20 protein-coding genes are annotated in these 25,321 nt (G+C 65.8%); 11 read left to right on the plus strand and 9 right to left on the minus strand.

The window, feature by feature from the left end; genetic code table 11:
• Positions 1-12: 12 nt before the first annotated feature.
• Positions 13-912 (plus strand): LysR substrate-binding domain-containing protein, encoded by a 900-nt coding sequence (locus BLEFHOIH_RS04895; protein ID WP_088343386.1) that lies wholly within the window; start codon positions 13-15, stop codon positions 910-912.
• Between the two features lie 266 nt (positions 913-1,178).
• On the opposite strand, the gene BLEFHOIH_RS04900 is transcribed toward BLEFHOIH_RS04895, so the two are convergent.
• Together BLEFHOIH_RS04900 and BLEFHOIH_RS04905 are read right to left on the minus strand one after the other, a co-directional pair.
• Complete coding sequence (locus BLEFHOIH_RS04900; RefSeq protein WP_088343387.1) at positions 1,179-2,243, minus strand: tartrate dehydrogenase; 1,065 nt, start codon at positions 2,241-2,243, stop codon at positions 1,179-1,181.
• Between the two features lie 229 nt (positions 2,244-2,472).
• A complete protein-coding gene (locus tag BLEFHOIH_RS04905) occupies positions 2,473-3,099 on the minus strand; it encodes an NYN domain-containing protein (RefSeq protein ID WP_088343422.1) in 627 nt (208 codons plus the stop codon).
• Positions 3,100-3,869: 770 nt separating this feature from the next.
• Here BLEFHOIH_RS04905 and rpoZ point away from each other — a divergent pair.
• The 3 genes from rpoZ to BLEFHOIH_RS04925 all read left to right on the plus strand — a co-directional run bounded on the left by rpoZ (position 3,870) and on the right by BLEFHOIH_RS04925 (position 7,831).
• Positions 3,870-4,280: a DNA-directed RNA polymerase subunit omega gene (gene rpoZ, locus BLEFHOIH_RS04915; RefSeq protein ID WP_088343389.1), complete on the plus strand. Its 411-nt coding sequence runs from the start codon at positions 3,870-3,872 to the stop codon at positions 4,278-4,280.
• A gap of 55 nt (positions 4,281-4,335) precedes the next feature.
• Positions 4,336-6,567 carry a bifunctional (p)ppGpp synthetase/guanosine-3',5'-bis(diphosphate) 3'-pyrophosphohydrolase gene (locus BLEFHOIH_RS04920; RefSeq protein WP_088343390.1) on the plus strand — a complete coding sequence of 744 codons (2,232 nt, stop codon included), beginning with the start codon at positions 4,336-4,338 and terminating at the stop codon, positions 6,565-6,567.
• Positions 6,568-6,739: 172 nt separating this feature from the next.
• Positions 6,740-7,831, plus strand: a complete 1,092-nt coding sequence (locus BLEFHOIH_RS04925; protein ID WP_125461583.1) for a hypothetical protein — start codon at positions 6,740-6,742, stop codon at positions 7,829-7,831.
• A gap of 24 nt (positions 7,832-7,855) precedes the next feature.
• Here BLEFHOIH_RS04925 and pyrE read toward each other — a convergent pair whose 3' ends face one another.
• Positions 7,856-8,440: an orotate phosphoribosyltransferase gene (gene pyrE, locus BLEFHOIH_RS04930; protein WP_088343392.1), complete on the minus strand. Its 585-nt coding sequence runs from the start codon at positions 8,438-8,440 to the stop codon at positions 7,856-7,858.
• Between the two features lie 192 nt (positions 8,441-8,632).
• Between pyrE and BLEFHOIH_RS04935 the strand changes: the two genes are divergently transcribed.
• On the plus strand, positions 8,633-9,637 hold the full coding sequence (locus tag BLEFHOIH_RS04935; RefSeq protein WP_088343393.1) for a hypothetical protein: 1,005 nt from the start codon (positions 8,633-8,635) through the stop codon (positions 9,635-9,637).
• A 287-nt stretch (positions 9,638-9,924) separates the two neighbouring features.
• On the opposite strand, the gene BLEFHOIH_RS04940 is transcribed toward BLEFHOIH_RS04935, so the two are convergent.
• The 6 genes from BLEFHOIH_RS04940 to BLEFHOIH_RS04965 all read right to left on the minus strand — a co-directional run bounded on the left by BLEFHOIH_RS04940 (position 9,925) and on the right by BLEFHOIH_RS04965 (position 16,150).
• Entirely contained in the window at positions 9,925-11,139 is a 1,215-nt protein-coding gene (locus tag BLEFHOIH_RS04940) for an ABC transporter substrate-binding protein (RefSeq protein ID WP_088343394.1), read from the minus strand.
• Positions 11,140-11,141: 2 nt separating this feature from the next.
• A complete protein-coding gene (locus tag BLEFHOIH_RS04945; protein WP_088343395.1) occupies positions 11,142-12,176 on the minus strand; it encodes a branched-chain amino acid ABC transporter permease in 1,035 nt (344 codons plus the stop codon).
• A 2-nt stretch (positions 12,177-12,178) separates the two neighbouring features.
• On the minus strand, positions 12,179-13,057 hold the full coding sequence (locus BLEFHOIH_RS04950) for a branched-chain amino acid ABC transporter permease (RefSeq protein ID WP_088343396.1): 879 nt from the start codon (positions 13,055-13,057) through the stop codon (positions 12,179-12,181).
• A 386-nt stretch (positions 13,058-13,443) separates the two neighbouring features.
• Positions 13,444-14,157 carry an ABC transporter ATP-binding protein gene (locus BLEFHOIH_RS04955; RefSeq protein WP_088343397.1) on the minus strand — a complete coding sequence of 238 codons (714 nt, stop codon included), beginning with the start codon at positions 14,155-14,157 and terminating at the stop codon, positions 13,444-13,446.
• The gene (locus tag BLEFHOIH_RS04960) at positions 14,154-14,945 is read right to left on the minus strand and encodes an ABC transporter ATP-binding protein (protein ID WP_088343398.1); all 792 of its coding nucleotides are present in this window, start codon (positions 14,943-14,945) and stop codon (positions 14,154-14,156) included. Before BLEFHOIH_RS04960 ends, BLEFHOIH_RS04955 begins: the two co-directional genes overlap by 4 nt.
• 233 nt (positions 14,946-15,178) lie before the next feature.
• Positions 15,179-16,150, minus strand: a complete 972-nt coding sequence (locus tag BLEFHOIH_RS04965; RefSeq protein WP_210191696.1) for an IclR family transcriptional regulator — start codon at positions 16,148-16,150, stop codon at positions 15,179-15,181.
• A gap of 166 nt (positions 16,151-16,316) precedes the next feature.
• Here BLEFHOIH_RS04965 and BLEFHOIH_RS04970 point away from each other — a divergent pair, with 166 nt between their 5' ends.
• From BLEFHOIH_RS04970 to BLEFHOIH_RS04995, 6 genes are all read left to right on the plus strand, one after another.
• Positions 16,317-18,398, plus strand: a complete 2,082-nt coding sequence (locus tag BLEFHOIH_RS04970; protein ID WP_088343399.1) for a 3-hydroxyacyl-CoA dehydrogenase NAD-binding domain-containing protein — start codon at positions 16,317-16,319, stop codon at positions 18,396-18,398.
• A 2-nt stretch (positions 18,399-18,400) separates the two neighbouring features.
• Positions 18,401-20,134 carry a dicarboxylate--CoA ligase PimA gene (pimA, locus tag BLEFHOIH_RS04975; RefSeq protein ID WP_088343400.1) on the plus strand — a complete coding sequence of 578 codons (1,734 nt, stop codon included), beginning with the start codon at positions 18,401-18,403 and terminating at the stop codon, positions 20,132-20,134.
• Entirely contained in the window at positions 20,127-21,308 is a 1,182-nt protein-coding gene (locus BLEFHOIH_RS04980; protein ID WP_088343401.1) for an acetyl-CoA C-acyltransferase, read from the plus strand. The genes pimA and BLEFHOIH_RS04980 overlap by 8 nt, the downstream gene beginning before the upstream one ends.
• 236 nt (positions 21,309-21,544) lie before the next feature.
• Positions 21,545-22,774, plus strand: a complete 1,230-nt coding sequence (locus tag BLEFHOIH_RS04985) for an acyl-CoA dehydrogenase family protein (protein ID WP_088343402.1) — start codon at positions 21,545-21,547, stop codon at positions 22,772-22,774.
• Positions 22,767-23,840: a phosphotransferase gene (locus tag BLEFHOIH_RS04990; protein WP_245296868.1), complete on the plus strand. Its 1,074-nt coding sequence runs from the start codon at positions 22,767-22,769 to the stop codon at positions 23,838-23,840. The genes BLEFHOIH_RS04985 and BLEFHOIH_RS04990 overlap by 8 nt, the downstream gene beginning before the upstream one ends.
• A 195-nt stretch (positions 23,841-24,035) precedes the next feature.
• Positions 24,036-24,803, plus strand: a complete 768-nt coding sequence (locus BLEFHOIH_RS04995; protein ID WP_088343425.1) for an SDR family oxidoreductase — start codon at positions 24,036-24,038, stop codon at positions 24,801-24,803.
• Positions 24,804-25,321: the final 518 nt, after the last annotated feature.

Here is a 25,321-nt window from a genome sequence, read left to right on the forward strand (position 1 = left end):
TATGATTGCGCTATGGATCTGCGCCAGCTTCGCTATTTCCTCGTCGTCGCGGACGAGCTGTCCTTCACCCGGGCGGCGCGGCGCCTCAACATATCGCAGCCGCCGCTTTCGCAGCAGATTCAGCAGCTGGAGGCGCAGCTCGGCACCAAGCTGCTAAACCGCACCAGCCGCCGCGTCGAGCTGACGGCGGCGGGCGCGGAGCTTCAGACCCAGGCGCGGGCAATCCTGGCGCAGACCGAACAGGCGCGCCAGCAGGTGCGGTTCATCGGGGCGGGACGGTCGGGCAAGATCGACATCGGCGCGACGGGGGCGATCCTGCGCGGCGGGCTGGCGGAGCTGCTCGCCGATTACCGGCGGGGGATGCCCGACGTCCGCACCACCATCCACGAGCAGGCCCCGGCCCTGCAGGTCAAGGCGGTGATCGAATATCGCACTGATATCAGCTTCAATCGCAGCGTCGCCTCGCAGGAGGAACTGGCGAGCGCGCTGGCCTGGCGCGAGGAGGTCTGGGTGATCCTGCCGAAGGGCCACCGGCTGGCGCGGCGGTCCGTGGTGCCGCTCGCCGAACTGCGCGACGACGACCATGTGATGCTGCATCCGGACTCCTCCGAATTCGCGCGGGGCCTGCAGACGGCCTGCGTCGATGCGGGGTTCCTGCCGCGGATTTCCCAGCAGGTGGTGGATTCGCAATCCATCCCGAGCCTGATCGCGGCGGGGTTCGGCGTGTCCCTGGTTCCTGCCTCGACGGCGAAGTTCACCAGCAATGACGTGATCTTCCGCCCGGTGAAGCCGGTGATCGTCGCCGATGTCTATATGGTCTACCGGCGCAACGAGCCCTCGCAGGCCGTGCTGGAATTCGTTCGTTGGGCGCAGGCGGAGATGGCAAAACGCGTAGGTGGTCCGGGCGGATGAGCGGAGCGACCGGGACAGTGCTCAGCCTTTAACCCAAGCCGCAGCCGAACTCCCTCTCCCATGGGCTGGGGTGAGGGGGTAATGCCTATCGGTAGGACGGCGCTTTGCCACACGGAGAGGCATTACCCCCTCACCCGGCACGCTTTCAGCGTGCCACCCTCTCCCCATGGGAGAGGGGAAGAAGCTGCGGCTTGTGAGGAACGTTGCGGCGGACTTGGGCTGAGAGAAGATCGCCCCCTCCGCCGCCTGCAAACTTGCCCCCGCCTTCAGCCCAGCGCGGCGATCACGGCCCTTGCGCATTCGATCGTCGAGGCCTTGCCGCCGAGATCCCGGGTGCGGCTCGCCGGATCGCGCAGCACTTGCTCGATGGCGGCGTCGATGGCGCGGGCGGCTTCGGTTTCGCCGAGATGGTCGAGCATCATCGAGCCGCACCAGATCTGCGCGATCGGGTTGGCGATGCCCTTGCCGGCAATGTCCGGCGCCGAGCCGTGCACCGGCTCGAACATCGAGGGAAACTCGCGCTCCGGATTGAGGTTGGCGGACGGCGCGATGCCGATGCCGCCGACGACCGCCGGGCCGAGATCGGAGAGGATGTCGCCGAACAGATTGCTCGCCACCACGACGTCGAACCAGTCCGGATGCTGCACGAAATGCGCAGCCAGGATGTCGATGTGGAACTGGTCGGTCTTTACATTCGGATGGTGCTTGGCATTGGCCGCGAAGCGCTCGTCCCAGAACGGCATGGTGTGGATGATGCCGTTGGACTTGGTCGCCGAAGTCAGATGCCCGCGCCGCTTCTCGGCCAGCTTGAAGGCGTAGCTCATGATGCGGTCGACGCCGCGCCGGGTGAACACCGCCTCCTGGATGGCGAATTCGTCCTCCGTCCCGGCATAGAGCCGGCCGCCCGCCGCCGAATATTCGCCCTCATTGTTTTCGCGCACGATGATGAAGTCGATCTCGCCGGGCTTGCGGTCACGCAAGGGCGAGGGGACGCCCTCGAACAGCTTGATCGGCCGGACATTGGCATATTGGCGCAATTGGCGGCGCAGCGGGATGAGCAGGCCCCAGAGCGAGACATGGTCCGGCACGCCGGGATAGCCGACCGCGCCGAGCAGGATCGCGTCGAACGCCTTGGTCTGTTCCACGCCGTCCTCCGGCATCATGCGTCCGGTCTTGCTGTAGAGCTCGCAGCTCCAGGGGAATTCGGTGAACGCGAAGGAGATGCCGAAGCGGCGTCCGGCGGCCTCCAGCACTTCGACGGCCGCCGGCACCACTTCCTTGCCGATGCCGTCGCCGGGAATGAGTGCGATCTTGTGCTGGCGGTCCGTCATGCCCTGTTCCTCTGATTGGCGCGCGGGACTGTTTGACGCCATTCTCGGCGCAAATCAAGCGCAGGTCGAGCAGGGAGCGGCGCGAAGCCGTCATAGCCCTGTCATATGAATCGGGATGAATGCTGGCAACATGGCGGGGATGTGCATCGGCGCCTGCAAACGCCGAATCCCGGATAACGCGAAGCGCGTTTCCGGGATATCAGGTCCAGTACGGCCGAGGCGCGGCGCTTTAGGCGTCGGCGAAATCGTCCGTGTCGGCCGGGCTGTAGCGCGAGCCCGAGGACGACGAACCGCCGCCGCCACCGCCTCGCTCGCGCGAGGAGTCGCTGCTCATGCGGCAGATCGCCTCTTCCATGTCCGACAGATCGACAAATTGGTCGGCCTGGCGGCGCAGTTCGTCCGAGACCATCGGCGGCTGCGTGTTCATGGTGGAGACGACGCTGACGCGCTTGCCCTTGTGCTGAAGCGCTTCCACCAGAGTGCGGAAGTCGCCGTCGCCGGAGAACAGCACGATGTGATCGAGATGCTGGGCCAGTTCCATGGCATCGACGGTAAGTTCGATATCCATGTTGCCCTTGATCTTCCGGCGGCCAGAGGCGTCGGTAAACTCCTTCGTCGGCTTGGTCACCATGGTGTAGCCATTGTAATCGAGCCAATCGATGAGCGGACGGATCGAGGAATATTCCTGATCCTCGGCCAGAGCGGTATAGTAAAGGGCGCGCAACAGGCGTCCTTTAGATCGGAACAGAACCAGGAGACGCTTGTAATCGATATCGAATCCCAACGCCTTGGCTGTGGCGTAGAGATTGGCGCCGTCGATAAAAAGCGCTATCCGTTCCGAGGGATAAAAATTCATTTGCATATGACCCTTTCTGAGAAGCGAACAGGCCTGTGGTAAATGCCACAAGCCGATCCGATCTTCCAGCAGCTACCCCGAACCCCCGGGGTTCATTCACGATGTGAAAACTTGCACGCTAGCACGAAGTTCAAAATGATTATCATAGGTATGGGGTCTAATGTAACCAGTCGGTGGGGCGATTCCTATAGAACCATAGCCGAAGGGCTTAACCAGCTTGAGGGGGCTGGCATACCCATTTTGCGGCATTCGCGCTTCTATCGAACCTCTCCACTCGGGCCGGCCGACCAGCCTGACTATTTCAATGCGGCGGCCATCATAGGTACATCACTCCCAGCGATCGCGCTCCTATCATTGCTCAAAAAAATCGAGACTGCCGCAGGCCGGAGATCCTCTGTGCGTTGGGGGCCACGGGCGCTGGACATCGATATCCTTGATTACAACCGGCAAATCCTAAATTGGCAAAACCGGCGCTGCCAACGCTTTAAATGTAATGAATTCAGACTGATTCTGCCACATCCGGGAATAGAGTCACGCCCCTTTGTGCTTCAGCCGCTCCAGGATATTGCGCCTTATTGGCACCATCCGGTATACGGGCTGAACCCGGCTCAGTTTCTGGCAAGGCTGCGCGGGGTCAAAATGGGCCGAATCATCGACACCGTGAGTGATACTTATCCCCTCATACAAAACCTCCAAAGCTTGCACGAGCCCGAAAAAATCGCTACTTAAAGACTAGCGTTTTTCCGGACAAACAAAAGGATACCTCCGCCATGGCCCGCGTGACGGTTGAAGATTGCGTCGACAAGGTTCCGAACAGGTTCGAGCTCGTTCTGCTCGCGGCGCACCGCGCCCGCGCGGTTTCGGCCGGCTCGCCTATTACCATCGAACGGGAAAACGACAAGAATCCGGTCGTGGCATTGCGCGAGATCGCGGAAAAGACAATTTCCCCGGAAGACATGAAAGAGGATCTGATCCACTCCATGCAGCGCTATGTGGAAGTGGACGAACCGGAGCCGGATGCAGTGCCGCTGCTCTCCTCCGGGTCATCGGACCGCCCGATCCTGGGCCGCGACGACGTCAATTCCGACCTCGTCATCGACCGCATGACCGAGGAAGAGCTTCTGCGCGGCATGGAGCGCAGCATCCCGTCCGATCAGCACCAGAGCAACCGGTCGCGCTAATTCGGGGGCCTCATGTCTCCGTTTCCGGCGAAAGGCGGGTTGAGGGCATCCCGTCATGATGCGGCAATATGAGCTTGTCGAAAAAGTTCTCAGCTACGATCCCAACGCGGACGAGGCGCTGCTGAACCGTGCCTATGTCTATGCGATGAAGGCGCATGGGCATCAGAAGCGAGCATCGGGCGATCCCTATTTCTCGCATCCGCTCGAAGTCGCGGCGATCCTGACCGAGTTCGAGCTGGACGACGCCACGATCGCGACCGCGCTGCTGCACGACACGATCGAAGACACCGGCACCACCAAGGCCGAGATCGACGATCTGTTCGGCGCCGAGATCGGCACGCTGGTCGACGGGCTGACCAAGATCGACAAGCTGAATCTGGTCAGCAAGCGCGCCGAGCAGGCCGAGAATTTCCGTAAGCTGCTGATCGCCATTTCCAGCGACATCCGCGTGCTGCTGGTGAAGCTCGCCGACCGCCTGCACAATATGCGCACGCTCGAGCATAAGAGCCCCGAGAGCCGCCGGCGCAACGCGCAGGAGACCATGGACATCTATGCGCCGCTCGCCGGGCGCATGGGTATCCAGGAAATGAAGGACGAGCTTGAGGAGCTGGCCTTCCGCTGGCTGCACACCCAGGCTTACGACACGCTGGTCGGCCAGCTCGCCGTACTGCGCCAGCGCAACAAGAACATCATCCAGACCATCGAGCAGGAATTGCGGGCCAAGCTCGTCGATGCGGGCGTCACCGGCAAGGTTTCCAGCCGCGAGAAGAAGCCCTACTCCATCTGGCGCAAGATGGAGAACAAGCAGATCTCGCTCGAACAGCTCTCCGACATCTACGGTTTCCGCGTCGTCGTCGACAAGCTCGAGGATTGCTACCGCGTCCTGGGCGCCGTGCACACCACCTGGCGGACGGTTCCGGGGCGCTTCAAGGACTACATCTCGACGCCGAAATACAACAATTACCAGTCCATCCACACCACCATCGTCGGCCCCGGCCATCAGCGCGTCGAGCTGCAGATCCGCACCAAGATGATGGAGGAGATCGCCGAATTCGGCGTCGCCGCGCATTCGCTCTACAAGGACGGCGTGATTTCCTCGAACGGCAATCTCAAGGTCGCCGGCACCGAGGATTCGACGCCCTATCAATGGCTGCGCAAGCTGGTCGCCAATCTGCTCGAAGGCGACAATCCGGAAGAGTTCCTGGAGCACACCAAGCTCGAGCTGTTCCAGGATCAGGTTTTTTGCTTCACGCCGAAGGGCCGCCTGATCGCCCTGCCGCGCGGCTCGACGCCGATCGACTTCGCCTATGCGGTGCACACCAAGATCGGCCATAGCTGCGTCGGCGCCAAGGTCAACGGCCGCCACATGCCGCTGATCAGCGAATTGAAGAACGGCGACGAGGTCTCGATCATCACCTCGGACGCGCAAACGCCGCCGCCGGCCTGGGAGAATATCGTGCGCACCGGCAAGGCCCGCTCGGCCATCCGCCGCGCGACGCGCGAAGCCGTGCGCAAGCAATATGGCAATCTCGGCCGCGACATCCTTAAGGCGACCTTCCAGCAGCACGACAAAAGCTATTCCGACGAGGCCGTCGCCATCGCGCTCGGCCGGCTGCCGCAGAAAACGCTCGACGATGTGCTGGCCGAAGTCGGCCGCGGCGAGATGAACTCCATCGAGGTCTACCGGGCGGTGTTCCCGAAGGAAGTGCTGCCGGAGGTGCCCAAGCGCAAGGCGATCAAGCGCTCGGACGAGGGCTGGTTCAACCTGCGCCGCGTGACCAACCTGCGCTTCCGCTGGCCGGGCAGCGTGCCGGAGGAGCATTCGGTGAACGGCGCCAACGGCGTGCCGATCCGGGGCGCGCGCGGCGACCTGCCGATCAAGTTCGCGCCCGGCGGCGCCATTCCCGGCGAGCGCATCGTCGGCATCCTGGAGCCGGGCGCCGGCATCACCATCTACCCGATCCATTCGCCGCTCTTGCGCGACCATTTCGACCACAATGACCGCTGGATCGACGTCACCTGGGACATCGACGAGGCTTCGCAGGAGCGCTTTCCGGTCAAGATCAAGGTGACGGCGGTGAACGAGCCGGGGTCGCTCGCCAAAATCGCCGCCATCATCGGCGACAAGAACGGCAATATCGACAAGCTGCAGATGACCGGCCGCCGCGAGGACTACACCGACATGCTGATCGACGTCGAAGTGTGGGACGTGAAGAATCTGCGCGACATCATGGGTGGGCTGAAGGGGCTTTCGGCGGTCAGTTCGGTCGAGCGGATCATGGCTTGAGGGCCTGATCCCGTGGCGGACGGCGCCGAGGCCGATCAAATTTACCTCAAACTGTATAAAAACGGGCGCCGTTCACCCGAGCGGTTGTAAGAACGCCTCTGCCGCATCGGCGGCACCGCGACGGATGGCGCGCGCCTGATCGCGGCTGTCCGGGTTTGGGGAGGCGTTCAAAATGCGATTTCTGTCCTTGTTGATTGCCGTCTGCCTGTTGGCCATCGGCGCATTCGTGCTGCCGGGCGCCTGGGGTGCCGGCCAATATCTGCTGGCCAAGGACGATCCGGCCGCGCTGACCAATCTCGGCCTGCGCGCCAAACTCACGCCCGAGCTGCTGAACGCCGAAATGACGGCGGCGCTCGACACGCGGAGCCAATATCTGGCCGACAGTTTCATCGTGCTGGCGGAGCAGGAGCGCATCGCGATCCCGGCCGATCTGCGCAAGCGCCATGACGACCAGTCGGCGAGCTACCTCTTGCCGGTCGAGCTGTTCGCGCAAGGCATCCTGGACGGGCGCTGCACCAGCAATGCCGGTTTCGCCGGCGCGCGCATCAGCGACATGCTGATCGTCGGCGATCTGCGCGACCTCTACGGCCAGGCCGACAATTATCGCGGCGGCAGGCCGATCGACGAGATGGTGGTCGGGCTGGCGGCGGTCGGGCTGGTCTCGACGGCGGCGGTTCCCGCGCATACGGCGATCTCGGCGATCAAGGGCGCGGCCAAGGCCGGGCGGCTGTCGCAGCCCCTGCGCGGCGAGCTGACTGGCATTCTGGCGCGCGCGGTCGATCCGAAAGCCGTGCTCGCGGCGGTCTCGGAAATCGGCATCTGGGACTGGATTCCGACGCTGAGCTGGCAGGAGACCATCCCGTCGCTGCGCGTGCCGCTGCTGACCAAGCTGACGGCCGCCGTCGGCGCGCTGGTGCATTACGACGCGCTGACCTCCTTCACCGACCTGACCGGCGACCTGGTCATCCTCGCCTCCGGCGATACCGGCATTTGCGGCGCCCAGGACGCGCTCGCCGTGATCCACAATGGCGGCGAGCTGAAGCGCGTGCTGCGTCTCGCCGAGGCGCGCAAAGGCGCGACGCCGGCGGTGCTGAAGCTGCTCGGCCGCGATGCGCTGGTGCTGCCGGAGCAGCAGCGCTCGGCCATGCTGGGCTGGGTCGGCGGCGGCGCAGGTTATGTGCTGTTCGGCATCGCGGCGCTCTGGCGGGGGGCGCGCAACGCTAGGCGCGGCCAGGCTCACGATGTCTCGAGCGGAGCCGCCTAAGCCGCTCGCGCCGCGCCGCCGCTGCTATTTCAGCGTGCGGCTGCCCGGCTTGGTGGCGGGGATCGCGGCCAGTTCGGGCGGCAGGGCGTCGGGCGGATAATTGCCGATGTCGAGCGTCATCAGCGCCGTCAGCGGCACGCCGAGATCGGCCTTGCCGCCGGAGCGGTTGACGAGACAGGCCGCCGCCACCGTCACGCCGCCCTCGCGGGCGATGGCGTCGATGGTCTCGCGCGAGGAGAGGCCGGTCGTCACCACATCCTCCATCATCAGCACGCGCGCGCCGGGCTCGATGGTGAAACCGCGCCGGAGCTGGAAAATGCCCTCGACACGCTCGAAGAAGATCGACGGCAAGCCGAGCTGCCGCCCCATCTCGTAGCCCGCGACCACGCCGCCCATGGCGGGCGATGCCACCAGATCGAACGGCCCGGCCCCCGAGGCGAGCAGCTTTTCGGCCAGCGCCGCGCAGAGCCGGCTCGCCCGCGCCGGGTCCATCAGCACCCGCGCGCATTGCAGATAGGCGCCGCTATGCAGCCCGGAGGTCAGGATGAAATGGCCGGTGAGCAGCGCCCCGGCGTCGCGGAATTCCTGGAGGACATCATCATCGGTCATAAAGACGGTTTATGCCCCCGGCAGAGCCGGAGCGCAAGCCGGGCGGTTGCCGGGCCGCCGCAAATCCTCGCCCGGCATTCACCCGCCGCCACGGCGGGCCCCGACACATCAACGGCATTGTCATCGCCGCCGATCCATCGTATCCCCTGGCCTCATTCGCCTGGTTTCTCCATGCTATGTCAGGAGTTCTCGATGCGCTTTGCTTCGGCGCTGTCCGCCTGCCTCCTCGCGCTGGCCCTCAGCGTAACCCCCGCCCTCGCCGCCTCGCTCGACGGCCTCGCGGTCGAGGTGAAGAATGAGAGCGAGCCGGTGCTCTGCGCCGAAAAAGACAATGTCTCCCTCTCCTTCGCCAACAAGGACGTGCGCAGCTTCCGCATCGAGGCGGCGCATCCGGTCTACCTGTCCAGCAGCATGCGCGACAATTTCGAGGCCGACTGGACCGCCTGCGACATGGCGCCGGAGCCCGGCTACAAGGCTCCCGCCCCGCCCCGCAAGGTCACCCTCTACGACGACAACGACCTCTGGGTGGTCGGCTACACCTTTCCGACCTTCTGGCGTCCGGCCCCGGCCACCGTCCGCATCGGCGACCGCGTCGAGACCGGCATCCACATGCTGCAGATCTGGGTGCTGCGCACGGACGGCTCGGAGGAGGTGCTGGTGTTCTATCCGCAGGACGGCTATTGGCGGCCGCGCCCGATGGCGCCGAAAGGGTTTCGCAACACCGCCTACGGCTCGTCCTTCCTGGTCGGCCCGGTCGAGTTCCAGGGCCGTCCGGTGGTGAACATCAAGGAGGTCGCCTTCGACCCCAAGACCCGCACCTTCAAGCTCGACTTCGCCAAGGGCGGCTCGGGCACGGTGAAGATCGTGCAAATCGACGCGACCAAGATGGCCCTCGACATCGCCTTCGACCGCGCCATCGAGGGCGGCCCCTTCGCCATGATGCGCTCGATGTACATCACCGAGTTCAACAATGACGTGGCGCGCATCGCGGTCCGGGAGAAGGGCGCCAAATCCTGGCGCGAGGAAAACATCATGTCCTTCGGCGGCGGCACCGCCACCGACATCTGGGCCGGACGCCTGAGCCCGTCGCAGCACAACACGACCTCGGCGGACCTGGTGTTCAACAGCTTCTCCGAGACGCAGGCGCCGAAGCGCCCCAAGAGCGAGCCGCCGCCCCCCGCGCAGCCGGTAAATTGAGGGATCGAGCTTAAAGCCGGACCCCTTGGGTTGGAGCAACGCGCTTCCCTTGCCGCAGCCCAACCCTCTCCGAGGGGAGAGGGTGGCACGCGTCAGCGTGCCGGGTGAGGGGTTGCGGACTCTCAATTGACTCACGAACCCCCCACCCCCGCCCTCTCCCAAGGGAGAGGGAGTCCGGCTGCGGGGCGCGGGGGGCTCATCCCTATCCGCCTTATCGAGAGCAATCCCACCGTCAAAAAGGCGGGACGCCCGGGTGTCCCGCCTTCGGCGTGTCGGGCCGTTCGTGCTCAGCTCGACTCGCCGCTCATCACCGGGCCGAAGCGGTGCCAGCGCTCGCCGTCGAATTTCTGCATCTGCAATTGCTCGATCGGGGCGAAATCGCTCGGGCTGGTATTGACCTTGATGCCGTCGACCAGCACGCCGATCTCGAAATTCTTCAGATTGGCGGCTTCCTTCATGATGTTGGCGCGGCTGAGATCCTTGCCGGCCTGTTTCAGCACCTGCACCATGGTCTGCGCGGCGGCATAGCCGAAGACGGTCGAGCCGTCGAGCTTGTTGCCGTCGGGATAGTATTTGTCCATGAAGGCCTCCCATTCCTTGAAGGCGGGGCTTTCCTTGTCGGCCGGGTCGGTCGCGTCCTTCAGATAGGCGGTGGAAAGGATGTCCTTGGCGTTTTCGGGCCCCGCGGGCTTGATGACCGCGCCGACCGAGATGGCGACATTGTTGAGGAAATGCGTCGGCTTCCAGCCGAGTTCGGCGACCTTGCGGATGACTTGCGCGGCAAATTTCGGCGTCGCGATGGTGACGAGGATGTCGGCCCCGGAGCCCTTGAGCTGCACGATCTGGCTGTCGATGGTCGGCACCGAGACCTCATAGGGCACCTCGGCGATAATCATCGAAGCCGCCTTCGCGCCGAGCCCGTCCTTCAGGCCCTTTAAGAGATCCTTGCCGTAATCGTCATTCTGGAAGATCACCCCGACCTTGCCGTTCGGCAGGTTGTCGGCGATGTATTTGCCGTAGATCTTGCCCTCGGTCTGGTAGTTGGGCTGCCAGCCCATGGTCCAGGGGAAATTCTTCGGGTCGTTCCACTTGGTGGCGCCGGTGGCGACGAAGAGCTGCGGCACCTGCTTGGAATTCATATATTTCTGGATCGCCGAATTGGACGGCGTGCCGAGCGGCTGGAAGACGATGGCCACCTCGTCGCTCTCGACGAGCTTGCGGGCCTGCTCCACCGCCTTGGGCGGGCTGTAGCCGTCGTCGTAGCTGATATAGTTGATCTTGCGCCCGTTGACGCCGCCCTCGGCGTTGATCTTGGCGAAATAGGCGCCGATGGTCTTGCCGATCACGCCATAGGCCGAGGCGGGGCCGCTATAGGGATTGATGTTGCCGATCTTGATCTCGGTATCGGTAACGCCGGGCGCGGTCTGCGCCATCGCCGGTGCCGCGGCGAGCGCAGAGGCGCCGACCGCCATTGCCAGCAGGGTGCATGTCCTCAAGGCCATGTTCATTTCCTCCTTCTTGCAAAATAGTCCGCTGTCTTGTGCAGCAGTCCTCCCACGCCCGAGGGCGCGATATAGATAATGAGCAGCAGGATGATGCCGTAGACCGCGCCGGACAGGCCCTTCGAAACCCCCTCGGCGATGTTCGGCACGAACAGGATGAAAGCCCCGCCGATCAGCGAGCCCGGCAGCCAGCCGACGCCGCCGATCACCATGCCGACCAGGAAGGCGACGGCGAGCACCAGCGTGTAGCTGTCCGGTGCGACGAATTGCACGACGATGGCCGAGAGCGCCCCGGCGACGCCGGTGTAGAAGGCGCTGACGCCGAAGGTCAGTGTTTTGTAGAGCGACAGGTTAATGCCCATGGCGCGCGCGGCGATGGGGTTGTCGCGGATGGCCTGGATGGCGCGGCCGGTGCGGCTGGCGATGATGTTGCGCGCGGCCAGATAAAGGCCGAAGCCGACGCCGAGCGTGAACAGATACAGCCATTGGTCCTGGCTGAGCGGCAAGCCGAACGGTGCGTCGGGCTTCAGGATGACGATGCCTTGGACACCGCCGGTCCAATGTTCGAAGGGCGTCAGCTTGAGGAATTGCGGCATGGCGACGGCCAGCGCGAAGGTCGCCAAGGCGAGGTAGATCGGCTCCAGCCTGAGCGCGGGCAGGCCGAACAGGAACCCCGCGACGAAGGCGGTGAGCCCCGCCGCCGGCAGCGTCCAGACATAGGAGACGCCAAAACTCTCCATCAGGATCGCCGCCGTATAGGCGCCGATGGCGAAGAAGGCGCTGTGGCCGAGCGAGAACTGGCCGTTGAAGCCGGTCAGGATGTTGAGCCCCATGATGGCGATGCCGTAGACCATCACCATGGTGAGCTGGAAGACGACGAAGCCCTGGGCCACGAAGGGCAGCACAACCGCCACGGCCAGCAGGCAGAGCGTCACCACCGAGCCGAGGCTGCGGCTCTTGCCGGTGCCGGCGCCGGTCGCGGCATCGAGGATGCCGTCGAGCTTGGCGTCGTATTTGATGTCTTCATTGACCGACATGATTACACCCGCTGCACGGTTCTGCGGCCGAGCAGGCCACTCGGTTTCACCACAAGCACGGCGACGATGAGCACGAGCGCAATGGGCAGCTTCAGCTCCGGCCCGACGACGGGGATGTAGGTTCCGGCGAGATTTTCGACGACGCCGACGATGAAGCCGCCGAGCACCGCCCCCGCCGGGCTGGTCAGCCCGCCGAGCACCGCGCCGGCGAAGCCGTAGAGCAGGATGGTGAGCATCATGTTCGGCTCGAGGAAGACCACGGGCGCGATCAGCATCCCCGCGACCGAGCCGATGGCCGAGGCCATGCCCCAGCCGAGCGCCGTCGTCCAGCCGACGCGGATGCCGACGAGGCGGGCCGACGCCGGGTTCGCCGCCGCCGCCCGCATGGCGAGGCCGGTATTGGTGTAGCGGAAGAAGAGATAGAGCAGGACCAGCATCACCAGCACCACCGCGATCATGCCGGCCTGATGCGCGCTGAGCAGGCCGTTGCCGAGCACCGGCGCGGTGCCGAACGGCGTCGGGAAGGGTTTGATGGTGAAGTCCCAGATGAAGCCGGCGGCCGAGTTGAGGATGGTGAACAGCGCGATGAAGACGACGACATGCGTCAGCACCGGCGCGTGCTCGATCGGCTTCATGACGATGCGCTCGATAGCGACGCCACCGGCGAAGGACAATGCCACCGTCACCGGCAGCGCGGCCCAGAACGGCATCCCCCATTGCATGAGCTGCCAGGCGATGAAGGTGGAGAACATCGCCATTTCGCCCTGGGCGAAGTTCAGATGGTGGATGGCCTGATAGATCATGACGATGGCGAGCGCCACCGAGGCATAGATCGCGCCATTGGCAACGCCCGACAGGACCTGCTGAAGGAAAAGCTCCATGCCGACGCTCCCTATGGCCTGATCGTTCGAGGTAAACGAAGTGTCCGAAATCCCAGCAGAGGCGGGGATCCAGTCATCACAAAGCCGGAGCCGGCCTCCTCCCCCGAGCGGTAGAGCCTTGGCTGGATACACCAAGCCAACCACGCGCCGCAGCCAAACTCCCTCTCCCATGGGGAGAGGGGTGGGGTGAGGGGGTAATGCCTCTCGGTGATTTGAGGCCCGTCCAAGATCACCCGGATGAGGGAGTGTGCCCTACCGACCGTTTGTAACCCCTCACCCGGCACGCTTCGCGCGCCACCCTCTCCCACTGGGAGAGGGAAAGAAGAGCAAAGCCGCAGCGGTACGTCCGAGGGCAGCAGTTGGCGTGCGCGCATCCGATCCCTCCCCTAATAGCCGAGATAGGATTGGCGGACGCTCTCGTCAGCGCTGATGGCCTTGGCGGGGCCGGACAGCACGATGTTGCCGGTCTCCAGCAGATAGGCTTCGTCCGCCAGTTCCAGCGCCAGCGAGGCATTCTGCTCCACGATCAGCATCGAGACTTTCTCGGCGCGGTTGATGGCGGCGAGGATCTGGAACAGCTCGCGCACCACCAGCGGCGCGAGGCCGAAGGAGGGCTCGTCCAGCAGCATCATGCGGGGACGCAGCATCAGCGCGCGGGCGACGGCCAGCATCTGCTGCTCGCCACCCGACAGCAATCCGGCCTGCTGCTGCAGCCGCCGCTTCAGGATCGGGAAATAGGAGAAGCACCGCTCGATATCGCCGGCGACGGCGCGCCTGTCCTTGCGGGTGATGGCCCCGAGCCGGAGATTTTCCTCGACCGTCAGCGAGGTGAAGGTGCCGCGCCCTTCCGGCACATGCGCCACGCCCAGCCGGGCGATCTCCTCGGTCGAGCGGCCGCCAATGGCGCGGCCCTCGAAGACGATGTCGCCCGAGGCGCGGACCATGCCGCAAAGTGCCCTGAGCGTCGTGGTCTTGCCCGCGCCGTTGGCGCCGAGCAGCGTCGCGACGCCCCCGACCGGCAGCTTGAAGTCGATGCCGTGCAGAACCTCGATGGCGCCGTAATAGGCTTTGAGGCGCTTCACCTCCAGAACCGCGCTCATGCCGGTGCTCCGAGATAGGCCTGGATGACCTGCGGGTTCGCCTGCACCTCGGCGGGCGAGCCTTCCGCGATCTTCTCGCCGAAATTCAAGACCACCACCGTGTCGGAGATCGACATGACGAGGCTCATATGATGCTCGACCAGCAGCACGGTGACGCCGCGCTCGTCGCGGATGTGGCGGATGAGGCGGGCGAGGTCGCCGAGTTCGTCGTGATTGAGGCCCCCGGCCGGCTCGTCGAGCAGGATCAGCTTCGGGCGCCCCATCAGCGCGCGGGCGAGTTCGACGCGCTTGCGCGTGCCGAAGGGGAAGCCGTCGACCGGCAGATGGGTTTCCGCCGCAAGGCCGAGATCGGCGAGCAGCTTGATGGCGTCCTGCCGGAGCTCCGCATCCCTGGCCGTCACCGACGGCAGCCCGAGCGCATCGCTGAGATAGTCGCTGCGGCCGCGCGCATGGGCGCCGATCATGACGTTCTGCAAGACGGTCAGCCGGTCGAACAGTGCCACGTTCTGGAAGGTGCGGCCGATGCCGATCTCGGCGATCCGGTGCGCCGGGCGCGCCAGGATGGATGCGCCCTCGAACAGGATGTCGCCCGCGCTCGGCTGGTAGAGCCGCGACAGGCAGTTGAAGAGCGTGGTCTTGCCCGCGCCGTTCGGGCCGATCAGGCCGAGGATCTGACCGCGCGGCAAATCGAAGGAGACGCCCGCCAGCGCGACGATGCCGCCGAAGCGCACGGCGACGCTCTTCACCTCCAGCAGAGGCGGATGCGCGGCGCCGTTAGCGCGTCCCATGGATGGCGCTCCTGTCGCTCGATGTGCATTCCGCCTTGCTCAGGCGGGCGGGGCGAACCGGATGGGCTGAGCCTGCGGCCTCCCTCACCCGGTCGCTGCGCGCCCGCCCTCTCCCACGAGGGGAGAGGGCAAAAACGAGAGGCGCCTCACTTGCCCTCTCCCCTCGTGGGAGAGGGCTCCGGCCGTCAGGCCGGTGGGTGAGGGGGCTTGTTTCGCGCACGCCCTCCGGCTGCTCAGCTTCCGTTCGGCCGCTCCCGCCGCCCGGCGGTTTTGGGACGTTGTCCCTTCCGCTCCCCATCCTCACGCTCTCCTCCCAGGTCCCCGCCGGCGAAAACGGGGTTTTTATATCGTCTGACGCCGAAATCATCGTCGCCGCCCGCGAGCCGCGTCTCGACCGAGCGCACCATGTCGACCATATGCGGCCCGATCTCATGCTGCAGCCGGGCGGGGGCGAGCATGAAGGCCGGCGCACCGCAATTGAAGGCGAGCACGCCCGATCCGTCCTGCGGAACGAAGGGCACGCCGACGCCGTTAATGTCGTCCTGCCACTCGCCGACCGATATGGTGAAGCCCCAGCGCGCGATCTGTTCCCGGCCGCGCTCGATGCCGTCCCGGACACGCGGCCAGTCCTCGCCGCTCCGGGCCTCGATCAGCTCGCAGATCGGCGCCCGTTCCGCATCGGGCAGCGCGGCCAGATAGGCGCGCCCCATGGCGCTCGTCGCCATCGGAATGCGCGAGCCGACTTCCAGCCGCACGCCGACGCGGGAACTGGAGCGGAGATGGCTGATATAGACCATGCTCAGCCGGTCCGGCCCGCCGAGCGCGACCGACGCCTTGGCCTCGTCGGCCATGGCTTGCATCAACGGGCGCGCCACCTCGCGGATGCGGAAATTCGCCATCGCGGCATAGCCGATGGAAAGCGCGCCGGGCGCCAGCTTGTAGCGGCCGAGCCGTTCCAGATAGGTGAGATAGCCGAGCTTCGTCAGCGTGTAGGTGAGGCGGGTGACGGTCGGGCGGGGCAGATTGGTGCGCTCGGAGATTTCCAGATTGCCGAGCACGCCGTCATTCGGCTTGAAGGCGCGCAGCACTTCCAGCCCGCGCGCCAAGGCTTCGACAAACTGGCGGTCGCCAGGACGCCGCGCCCAACCCGACAGGTCGGGGCCGTTGCCCTGGGCCGCGACAGCTTTGGAACGGCTGCGGGCCAAACTGTCCTCCCATTCGTTGACAAGAACCTCACCACATCCTAATCTTCGTGTCAAATATGCAGAATTCAATTTCGCTATGCGGAACTAGGTGCGGCTTGCAATTAGCTGACGCGAACGTCAAACTCGCTATCAAGGCGACGCCAAATTGGGCCAGGGAGGAACTTGCTTGACCACGCTCGTGGAACTCACCCGCGACGGCGAAGTGGCCGTCATTCTCGTCGATAACCCGCCGGTCAACGCACTCAGCCACGCCGTCCGCTCCGGACTTTTGCAGAATTTGAAGGCGGCTCAAGAGGATGCCGGCATCGAGGCCGTGGTCATCGCCTGCAAGGGCCGCACCTTCATCGCGGGCGCCGACATCACCGAATTCGGCAAGCCGTTCCAGCCGCCTGGCCTCCTCGAAGTCATTGCTTTCATGGATGAAATGTCCAAGCCCATCGTCGCCGCCATTCACGGCACGGCGCTCGGCGGCGGGCTCGAAGTCGCACTCGGGGCACATTGGCGCGTCGCGGCGGAGAGCGCCCGGCTCGGCCTGCCGGAGGTCAAGCTCGGCATCCTGCCCGGCGCCGGCGGCACGCAGCGGCTGCCGCGTCTCGTCGGTGCGGAAGAGGCGCTGAAGATGATCGTCAGCGGCGATCCGATCGCGGCGCCGAAGGCTTTGCAACTCGGCCTCGTCGATGAGATCTCCAAGGGCGACATCGTCGCCGACGGCGTTGCTTTCGCGCGGAAAATCCTAGCCGAGGGGCGTCCGATCCAGCGCGTCCGCGACCGCGCCGACAAGCTCGCATTCGACGAGAAGGCGTTCAAGGAAGCGGCCGGCAATCTGACCAAGCGGGCGCGCGGCCTCGAAGCGCCGATGGCCTGCGTCACCTCCGTCCACAATGCGCTGACCATGCCCTTCGATGAGGGCATCGGCGCCGAGCGCGATCTGTTCATGAAGCTCGTCGCCGGCGACCAGTCCAAGGCGCAGCGGCACGTCTTCTTCGCCGAGCGCGAGGCTCTGAAGGTCCCCGACATGCCCGCGACCACCAAGGCGCGCGACGTCGCCAAGGCGGCGGTGATCGGCGGCGGCACCATGGGCGGCGGCATAGCGATGTGCTTCGCCAATGTCGGCGTGCCGGTGACGCTGATTGAGACCAATGACGAGGCGCTGCAGCGCGGCCTCGGCATCATCGCCGGCAATTACCGCGCCACGGCCGCGAAAGGCGGCTTGGCGCCTGAGCAGGCGGAAAAGCGCATCGGCCTGATCAAGGGCGCGGTCGGCCTGGACGCCGCCGCCGACGCCGATCTGGTCATCGAAGCCGTGTTCGAGAACATGGACCTGAAGAAGCAGATTTTTGCCGATCTCGACCGCATCGCGAAACCCGGCGCGGTGCTTGCCACCAACACCTCGACGCTCGACGTGGACGAGATCGCCCGCGCCACCAGCCGCCCCGCCGATGTCGTGGGCATGCATTTCTTCTCTCCCGCCAATGTGATGAAGCTCTTGGAGACCGTGCGCGGCAGGGCGACCTCGCATGAGGCGCTGAAGACCGCGGTCGAGACCGGGCGGCGCATCGGCAAGACCGGCGTCATCAGCGGCGTCTGCTTCGGCTTCATCGGAAACCGGATGCTCGGCCGGCGCACGGTCGAGGCGGAACGGGTGATCCTCGAAGGCGCGCTGCCGCAGGAGGTGGATCAGGCCATCGTCGAATTCGGCTTCCCCATGGGCCCCTTCGCAATGGGCGACCTCGCCGGCCTCGACGTCGGCTGGCGCGTCCGCCAGGGCACCGGCGCCAAGGCCGAGATCGCCGACCAGTTGTACGAGCTCGGACGTCACGGCCAGAAGACCGGCAAGGGCTATTTCCTCTACGAGGACGGCTCGCGCGTGCCGCGTCCCGACCCGGAGGTCGAGGCGATGATCCTCGCCTCGTCGAAGCGCCTCGGCATCGAGCGGCGGGCGATCTCCAAACAGGAGATCATCGAGCGCATGGTCTATCCGATGATCAACGAGGGCGCGCGCATCCTCGATGAGGGCATCGCCATGCGCCCCGGCGACATCGATATCACCTGGGTCTATGGCTATGGCTGGCCGGTCTGGCGCGGCGGCCCGATGTTCTACGCCGATCAGGTCGGCTTGACGCAGATCGCGGACCGGCTCGCCCATTATGCGGAGACGGTCGGCGACGAAACGCTGACGCCCGCACCTTTGCTGGTGCGGCTCGCCAATGAAGGCAAAGGGTTTGGGTCACTCGCCGCCAGGGGGTAGTCATGAGCGCGCGTCCGTTTGCCTGGGAATTGTCCTATCCGCCAGGGCTGCGCTGGGATGTGCCGATCGAGATCAGCACCATCCCCGCGCTTTTCGACCGGGCCGTTGCCGAATATGGCGAGCGCCCCTTCCTCGAATTTCGCGGCCGCAAGATCAGCTATGGCGAACTCGGGGCGCGGGCCGGCCGCGCGGCGGCGGGCTTCATCGGCATCGGCCATGACCGGACGCGGCCCATCGCGCTCTATCTGCCCAACACGCCCTGCCATCCGATCGCCTTCTTCGGCGGCCTGAAGGCGGGCGCGACCCTGGTGCATCTCAGCCCGCTCGACGCCGAGCGCGAGCTGGCGCATAAGCTCACCGACAGCGGCGCGCGCACCATCGTCACTACCAATTTCCCGGCCATGCTGCCGCTGGCGCTGAAAATGCTGGATCAGGGGCTGGCCGACCGGGTGATCGTCGACGACGACGCGGATTGGGGGCAATCCTCGATCGCCCTGCTGCCGATCCCGGAGCGTCCGGACGTCATCCGCTTCAGTGCCTTCTGCGAGGCGGCGCCGCCCGCGCCGGCGCTCTGGCCGGAGACGACGCCGGACGATATCGCCCTGCTGCAATATACCGGCGGCACCACCGGCAAGCCCAAGGGCGCCATGCTCAGCCACGCCAATCTGACGGCGGCGCTCTCCATTTACGACCGCTATGACGAGGGGCAGGAGGGGCTGCGGGAGAATTTCACGCGGCGCGGCGAGGAGATCGCCATCTGCGTGCTGCCGCTGTTCCATATCTATGCGCTGACCACGGTCCTGTTGCGCGCCATGAATCGCGGCAGCCTGATCCTGCTGCGCGTGCGCTTCGACGTCGAGCAGACGTTGCATGACATCGAAAAGCTCCGCGCGACGGCGTTTCCGGGCGTCCCGACCATGTGGATCGCTCTGGCGAACCGCCCCGACATTGCAGAGCGCGACCTGTCCTCGCTGACCTTTTGCGGCTCGGGCGGCGCCTCGCTGCCGGTCGAGGTGAAACGGCGCTTCGAGCAATTGACCGGCCACCGGCTGGCCGGCGGCTGGGGCATGACTGAGACCTCGCCGGCGGGAACCTCGGTGCCTTCAGCCTTCGGCACGCCGCCGCCGGCCAGCATCGGCCTGCCGCTGCCGGGCATCGAAATGGGCATCGTGGCGATCGAGGATCCGAGCCATGAGCTGGGCCCGCACGAGGTCGGTGAGATCCGCATCAAGGGGCCGAACGTCACGCGCGGCTATTGGCGGCGGCCCGAGGAGACCGCCAGCGCCTTCGTCGGCGGCTATCTGCTCACCGGCGACATCGGCTACATGGACGAGATGGGCTATTTCTTCATCATCGACCGCAAGAAGGACATGATCATTTGCGGCGGCTTCAACGTCTATCCGCAGATGGTCGAGCAGGCGATCTATGAGCACCCCGCCGTCGAGGAGGTGCTGGTGGTCGGCGTGCCGGACAGCTATCGCGGCGAGTCGGCAAAAGCCTTCGTCAAGCTGAAGGCGGGCGCGTCCGAATTCACGCTCGATGAGCTGCACGGCTTCCTCGGCGACAAGGTCGGGCGCTATGAGATGCCGAGCCAGCTTGAATTCCGCGAGGCGCTGCCGCGCACGGCGGTCGGCAAGCTGTCCAAGGTCGCCCTAAAGCAGGAAGAGCAGGCAAAAGCGCGCGCCGCCGAAGAAGCGGAACTCAGCGACAATCCCGAGGAAGTGTCCAATGGTTGATGCCGTCATCGTCTCCACCGCCCGCACGCCGATCGGCAAAGCGGTCCGCGGCTCCTTCAACATCACGCATGGCGCGGACCTGGGCGGGCATGTCATCGCCCATGCGGTGAAGCGCGCCGGCATCGAGCCGGGCGATGTCGAGGACGTCACGCTCGGCTGCGGCACGCCGGAAGGCGCGACCGGCGGCAATATCGCGAGGCAGGCGGCCTTGCGCGCCGGCCTGCCGGTGACGGCCGCCGCGCAGACGGTGAACCGTTTCTGCTCCTCGGGATTGCAGGCCATCGCGATCGCCGCGCGCAGCATCATCGTCGATGGCGTGCCGGTCGCCATCGGGGGCGGCTTAGAATCGATCAGCCTCGCGCAGATGACGATGAACCGCTCGCACTACACCAACGATTGGCTGCTGGAGCACAAGCCCGCCGTCTACATGCCGATGATCGAGACGGCGGACATCGTGGCGCGCCGCTACAACATCTCCCGCGAGGCGCAGGACGAATATGCGCTGTCCAGCCAGCAGAAGACGGCGCGCGCCCAGCAGGACGGTTTGCTCGCCGACGAGATCGTGCCGATGACGACGATCATGGCGGTCGAGAACAAGGAAACCAAGGAGATCGGCCAGCGGCAGGTCACCGTCGAGCGCGACGAGGGCAACCGGCCGACCACGACGCTCGAGGGCCTCGCCGCGCTGAAGCCGGTGCGGGGCGACGATCAGTTCATCACGGCGGGCAATGCCAGCCAGCTTTCGGACGGGGCAAGCGCTTCGGTGCTGATGTCGGACCGCGAGGCGGCGCGGCGCGGCATCACGCCGATGGGCATTTATCGCGGCTTCGTGGTCGCCGGCTGCGAGCCTGACGAGATGGGCATCGGCCCGGTCTTCGCCGTGCCGCGTCTGTTGCAGCGGGCCGGGCTCAAGATGGACGACATCGATTTGTGGGAGCTGAACGAGGCCTTCGCCAGCCAGGTGCTCTATTGCCGCGACCGGCTCGGCATCCCGCCGGAGAAGCTGAACGTCAATGGCGGCTCGATCTCCATCGGCCATCCCTACGGCATGTCCGGCGCCCGCATGACCGGCCACGCGCTGATCGAGGGCAAGCGGCGCGGCGCAAAATACGTGGTGGTGACGATGTGCGTCGGCGGCGGCCAGGGTGCGGCCGGGCTGTTCGAGGTGGTATAAATGGCCTGGCTGCCTCTCCCATTGGAGACCTATGCAAGATTGGAAATCTCTCATCCGTCGCCCCGGCCGTCAGAGCCGGGGCCTACTCGCCTCTCCGCTGGCACGGTGCCGGCTGATCCGCGAGTGGATCCCGGTTCGGCCTGACGGCCGCCCGGGACGACGGGAGGGCGAGGTTCGGGCGATGCGCAAGGGTTCCTAAGGGCAAGCCGAAGAAAATGAGTGACAGGAGACGCGCCATGCAGCCGCAGACCACGCCACGAGCCGACGCGCTGAAGCGCCAGATCATCGACTTCATGAACGAGCACGTCTATCCGGCGGAAGCGGTCTATGCGGAGCAACTCGATGCGGCCCCGACCCGCTGGTCGATCCCGCCGGTCATGGAGGCGCTGAAGGCCAAGGCGCGCGTGGCGGGGCTGTGGAACCTGTTCATGCCGCGCCACGAAATGCCCGACGGGCTGACCAACCTCGAATATGCCGTGCTCTGCGAGGAGATGGGCCGCTCGCCGATCGCGCCGGAAGTGTTCAACTGCGCCGCGCCCGACACCGGCAATATGGAGACCATCGCCCGCTACGGCACCCAGGCGCAGAAGGACAAGTGGCTGAAGCCGCTGATGGAGGGCGAGATCCGCTCCTGCTTCGCCATGACCGAGCCGGCGGTCGCCTCGTCGGACGCCACCAACATCCAGACCGCCATCGTCCGCGACGGCGACCATTACGTCATCAACGGCCGCAAATGGTGGTCGTCGGGTGCGATGGACCCGCGCTGCAAAATTTTCGTCGTCATGGGGCTGACCAATCCGGACGGGCCAAAACACCAGCGCCAGTCGATGATCCTCGTCCCCGCCGACACGCCCGGCGTCACCGTGATGCGTCCGCTGACGGTGTTCGGCTATGACGATGCCCCGCACGGCCATGCCGAGGTCGATTTCAAGGATGTGCGCGTGCCGGCCAGCAACATTCTGCTCGGCGAGGGGCGCGGCTTCGAGATCGCGCAGGGCCGGCTCGGACCGGGCCGCATCCACCATTGCATGCGGTGCATCGGGGTCGCCGAGCGGGCGCTGGAGGACATGTGCAAGCGGGCCCTGTCGCGCGTCGCCTTCGGCCAGCCGATCGCCGATCACGGCGTCTCCCGGCACTGGATCGCGGAGTCGCGCATGGACATCGATCAGGCGCGGCTGCTGACCCTGCACGCCGCCCTGGCCATGGACACGGTCGGCAACAAGGAAGCCCGCGCGGAGATCGCCATGATCAAGGTGGTCGCGCCGAACGTGGCCCAGCGCGTGGTGGACCGCGCCATCCAGATGCATGGCGGCGGCGGCGTCAGCCAGGATTTCCACCTCGCCAAGGCCTGGGCCGGGACGCGCACCCTGCGCCTTGCCGATGGCCCGGACGAGGTGCATCGCGAGACGGTCGCCAAGATCGAGCTGGCCAAGCACCGCAACCGGGGACCGGAGCGCAATGGCTGAGCAGCCGGACGGCAAACCCGCAGGTTTGGACGCACTGCCTGAAACGGTCGAGATCCGCCCCGCGCACCGCTTCGACACCGCAGCGCTCGAAGCGATGCTGGCGGAAAAGCTCGGCGCGCGCATGACCGGCATCAAGCAGATGCGCGGCGGCCAGTCCAACCCGACCTTCGTCCTCGATACTGACCAGGGCGAGTTCGTGCTGCGCAAGCAGCCGCCCGGCAAGCTGCTGCCCTCGGCCCATGCGGTGGACCGGGAATACCGGGTGCTGTCGGCGCTCGGCGCGACGGATGTGCCGGTGCCGAAGATGTATTTCTTCTGCGCCGAGCCGGAGGTCGTCGGCACGCCGTTCTATGTGATGGAGCGGATGCGCGGCCGCGTCTTCTGGTCGCCGACGCTGCCGAACGTCCCGAAAGAGGAACGGCGGGCGATTTATTTCGGCCTGATGGAGGCGCTGGCCAAGCTGGATCTGGTCGACTACCGGGCGGCGGGCCTCGCCGATCACGGCAAGCCGGGCAGCTATTTCACCCGCCAGATCGTGCGCTGGACGCGGCAATGGGAAGGCTCGCAGACGGACGGGCGCACCAATCCGTCGATCGACAAGCTGGCGGAGTGGCTGCCGAAGAACGTGCCCGATGGCGACGACGAGACCGTCATCGTGCATGGCGATTTCCGCTTCGACAACATGATGTTCCACCAGACGGAGCCGCGCGTCATCGGCATTTTCGACTGGGAGCTGTCGACCCTGGGGCACCCGATGGCGGATTTGGCCTATGCCTGCATCCGCCACAACATGCCGTCCGAGGCCTATGACGGGCTGGTCGGACTGGATTTGGCGGCACTGGGGATTCCGGAGCAGCGGGAACTGGTCGATCTCTACAATGCGCGCACGGGGCGCTCGGCCGACATCACGCCGTTTCATGTGGCGTTCTGCCTGTTCCGGCTGGCGGTGATCCTGGAAGGCGTGCTGGCGCGGGCGCGGGCGGGCAATGCGTCGAACAGTTCGGCGGGCAGCATGGGTCCGGTCGCGACGCTGCTGGCGGATCGGGCCTGGGAGCTGGTGGGCTGAGGGCTGGGCAAGCGGCTCCCCCTCACCCGGTCACCTGACGGCGCCCGCCCTCCCTCAAGGGGAGACGGCAAAAAGAAGACACGTGCCGCAGTTCAGCCCTCTCCCCTCGTGGGAGAGGGCGGACGCGAAGCGGCCGGGTGAGGGGGCTTTACAGCCTCCAAATCCATGCAAGCGACAAAAATCAAGGGAGGCCCCATCATGCAAGACCCGTTCCGCCTGGACGGCAAGGTCGCGATCATCACCGGCTCCAGCCGCGGCATCGGACGCGCCAGCGCCGAAGCCATGGCCCGGCTCGGCGCGAAAGTCGTCATCTCCAGCCGCAAGGCCGAGCCCTGCGATGAGGCCGCCGCCGCCATCAAGACGGAACGCGGCGAGGCCATCGCCATCCCCTGCAACATCTCCCGCCGCGACGAGGTCGAAGCGCTGGTCGCCGGGACCAGGGCGCATTGGGGCCGGATCGACATCCTGGTCTGCAACGCCGCCGTCAACCCCGCCTATGGCCCGACCGTCGACCTCACCGACGAAGCCTTCGACAAGATCATGGGCTCGAACGTGAAGAGCACCCTGTGGCTCTGCAATCTGGTGATGCCGGAGATGGCCAGGCAAGGCGGCGGCACCGTGGTGATCGTGTCGTCCATCGCGGGGCTGCGCGCCTCGCCGATGATCGGCGCCTACGGCATCTCCAAGGCCGCCGATTTCGCGCTCTGCCGCAATCTGGCCGCCGAATGGGGGCCGCATAATGTGCGCATCAACTGCCTCGCGCCGGGGCTGATCAAGACCGATTTCGCCAAGGCGCTGTGGGAGGACGAGAAGACCGTCGCCCGCCGCAATGCCGCGACGCCCCTGCGCCGCATCGGCTTGCCGGAGGAAATGGGGCCGGTCGTCGCCTTCCTCGCCGGGCCAGGGTCGAGCTTCATCACCGGCCAGGTCATCGTCGCCGATGGCGGCGTGACGATCGCCTGAGCCGGCCCGGGGCGCCGGAGCGCGTGCTTGCACTCGTCGCGCCGGCCGTCAGGGGCGGGGCTGCTCGCATATCCACTTGCCGCAGTGCTTGCTGATCCGCGAGCGGGTCCCGGCTCACCGCTTCGCGATGTCCGGGACGAGGTCAGAGCGGCTTTGGCGGTAAAAACCCCTTACCCGGAACGCTTTGCGTGCCGCCCTCTCCCGAGAGAATGGGCTGCGGCAAGGAGCGGCCCGCGCCGACCGCGATGTGTAGATCCGCATCGGTTTTAGACGAGGCCGCAAACCAATCCGCAGCCGAGTTCCCTCTCCCATGGGGAGAGGGTTAGGGTGAGGGGGTAATCCCTATCCGTAGGTCAGGGCGTCGCCACACGGATAGGCATTACCCCCTCACCCGTCACGCTGACGCGCGCCACCCTCTCCCCATGGAGATCTTTGCGTATCGAAGGTCCTCTCCCCGTCGTCCCGGACGGCCGTCAGGCCGAGCCGGGACCCAATCATATTTCCGCTATTGCTGCGGC

The sequence above is a fragment of the Rhodomicrobium sp. R_RK_3 genome, assembly GCF_002198715.1.
Lineage (GTDB): Bacteria > Pseudomonadota > Alphaproteobacteria > Rhizobiales > Rhodomicrobiaceae > R-RK-3.

What these genes read in the sequence shown, in the direction of transcription:
- BLEFHOIH_RS04920 (WP_088343390.1), top strand. Translation starts at nt 4,336, where the DNA reads ATGATGCGGCAATATGAGCTTGTCGAAAAAGTTCTCAGCTACGATCCC.
- BLEFHOIH_RS04900 (WP_088343387.1), bottom strand. Translation starts at nt 2,243, where the DNA reads ATGACGGACCGCCAGCACAAGATCGCACTCATTCCCGGCGACGGCATC.
- rpoZ (WP_088343389.1), top strand. Translation starts at nt 3,870, where the DNA reads ATGGCCCGCGTGACGGTTGAAGATTGCGTCGACAAGGTTCCGAACAGG.
- pimA (WP_088343400.1), top strand. Translation starts at nt 18,401, where the DNA reads ATGAGCGCGCGTCCGTTTGCCTGGGAATTGTCCTATCCGCCAGGGCTG.
- BLEFHOIH_RS04960 (WP_088343398.1), bottom strand. Translation starts at nt 14,945, where the DNA reads ATGGGACGCGCTAACGGCGCCGCGCATCCGCCTCTGCTGGAGGTGAAG.
- BLEFHOIH_RS04895 (WP_088343386.1), top strand. Translation starts at nt 13, where the DNA reads ATGGATCTGCGCCAGCTTCGCTATTTCCTCGTCGTCGCGGACGAGCTG.
- pyrE (WP_088343392.1), bottom strand. Translation starts at nt 8,440, where the DNA reads ATGACCGATGATGATGTCCTCCAGGAATTCCGCGACGCCGGGGCGCTG.
- BLEFHOIH_RS04945 (WP_088343395.1), bottom strand. Translation starts at nt 12,176, where the DNA reads ATGTCGGTCAATGAAGACATCAAATACGACGCCAAGCTCGACGGCATC.
- BLEFHOIH_RS04985 (WP_088343402.1), top strand. Translation starts at nt 21,545, where the DNA reads ATGCAGCCGCAGACCACGCCACGAGCCGACGCGCTGAAGCGCCAGATC.
- BLEFHOIH_RS04955 (WP_088343397.1), bottom strand. Translation starts at nt 14,157, where the DNA reads ATGAGCGCGGTTCTGGAGGTGAAGCGCCTCAAAGCCTATTACGGCGCC.
- BLEFHOIH_RS04940 (WP_088343394.1), bottom strand. Translation starts at nt 11,139, where the DNA reads ATGGCCTTGAGGACATGCACCCTGCTGGCAATGGCGGTCGGCGCCTCT.
- BLEFHOIH_RS04950 (WP_088343396.1), bottom strand. Translation starts at nt 13,057, where the DNA reads ATGGAGCTTTTCCTTCAGCAGGTCCTGTCGGGCGTTGCCAATGGCGCG.
- BLEFHOIH_RS04925 (WP_125461583.1), top strand. Translation starts at nt 6,740, where the DNA reads ATGCGATTTCTGTCCTTGTTGATTGCCGTCTGCCTGTTGGCCATCGGC.
- BLEFHOIH_RS04980 (WP_088343401.1), top strand. Translation starts at nt 20,127, where the DNA reads ATGGTTGATGCCGTCATCGTCTCCACCGCCCGCACGCCGATCGGCAAA.
- BLEFHOIH_RS04935 (WP_088343393.1), top strand. Translation starts at nt 8,633, where the DNA reads ATGCGCTTTGCTTCGGCGCTGTCCGCCTGCCTCCTCGCGCTGGCCCTC.
- BLEFHOIH_RS04990 (WP_245296868.1), top strand. Translation starts at nt 22,767, where the DNA reads ATGGCTGAGCAGCCGGACGGCAAACCCGCAGGTTTGGACGCACTGCCT.
- BLEFHOIH_RS04905 (WP_088343422.1), bottom strand. Translation starts at nt 3,099, where the DNA reads ATGAATTTTTATCCCTCGGAACGGATAGCGCTTTTTATCGACGGCGCC.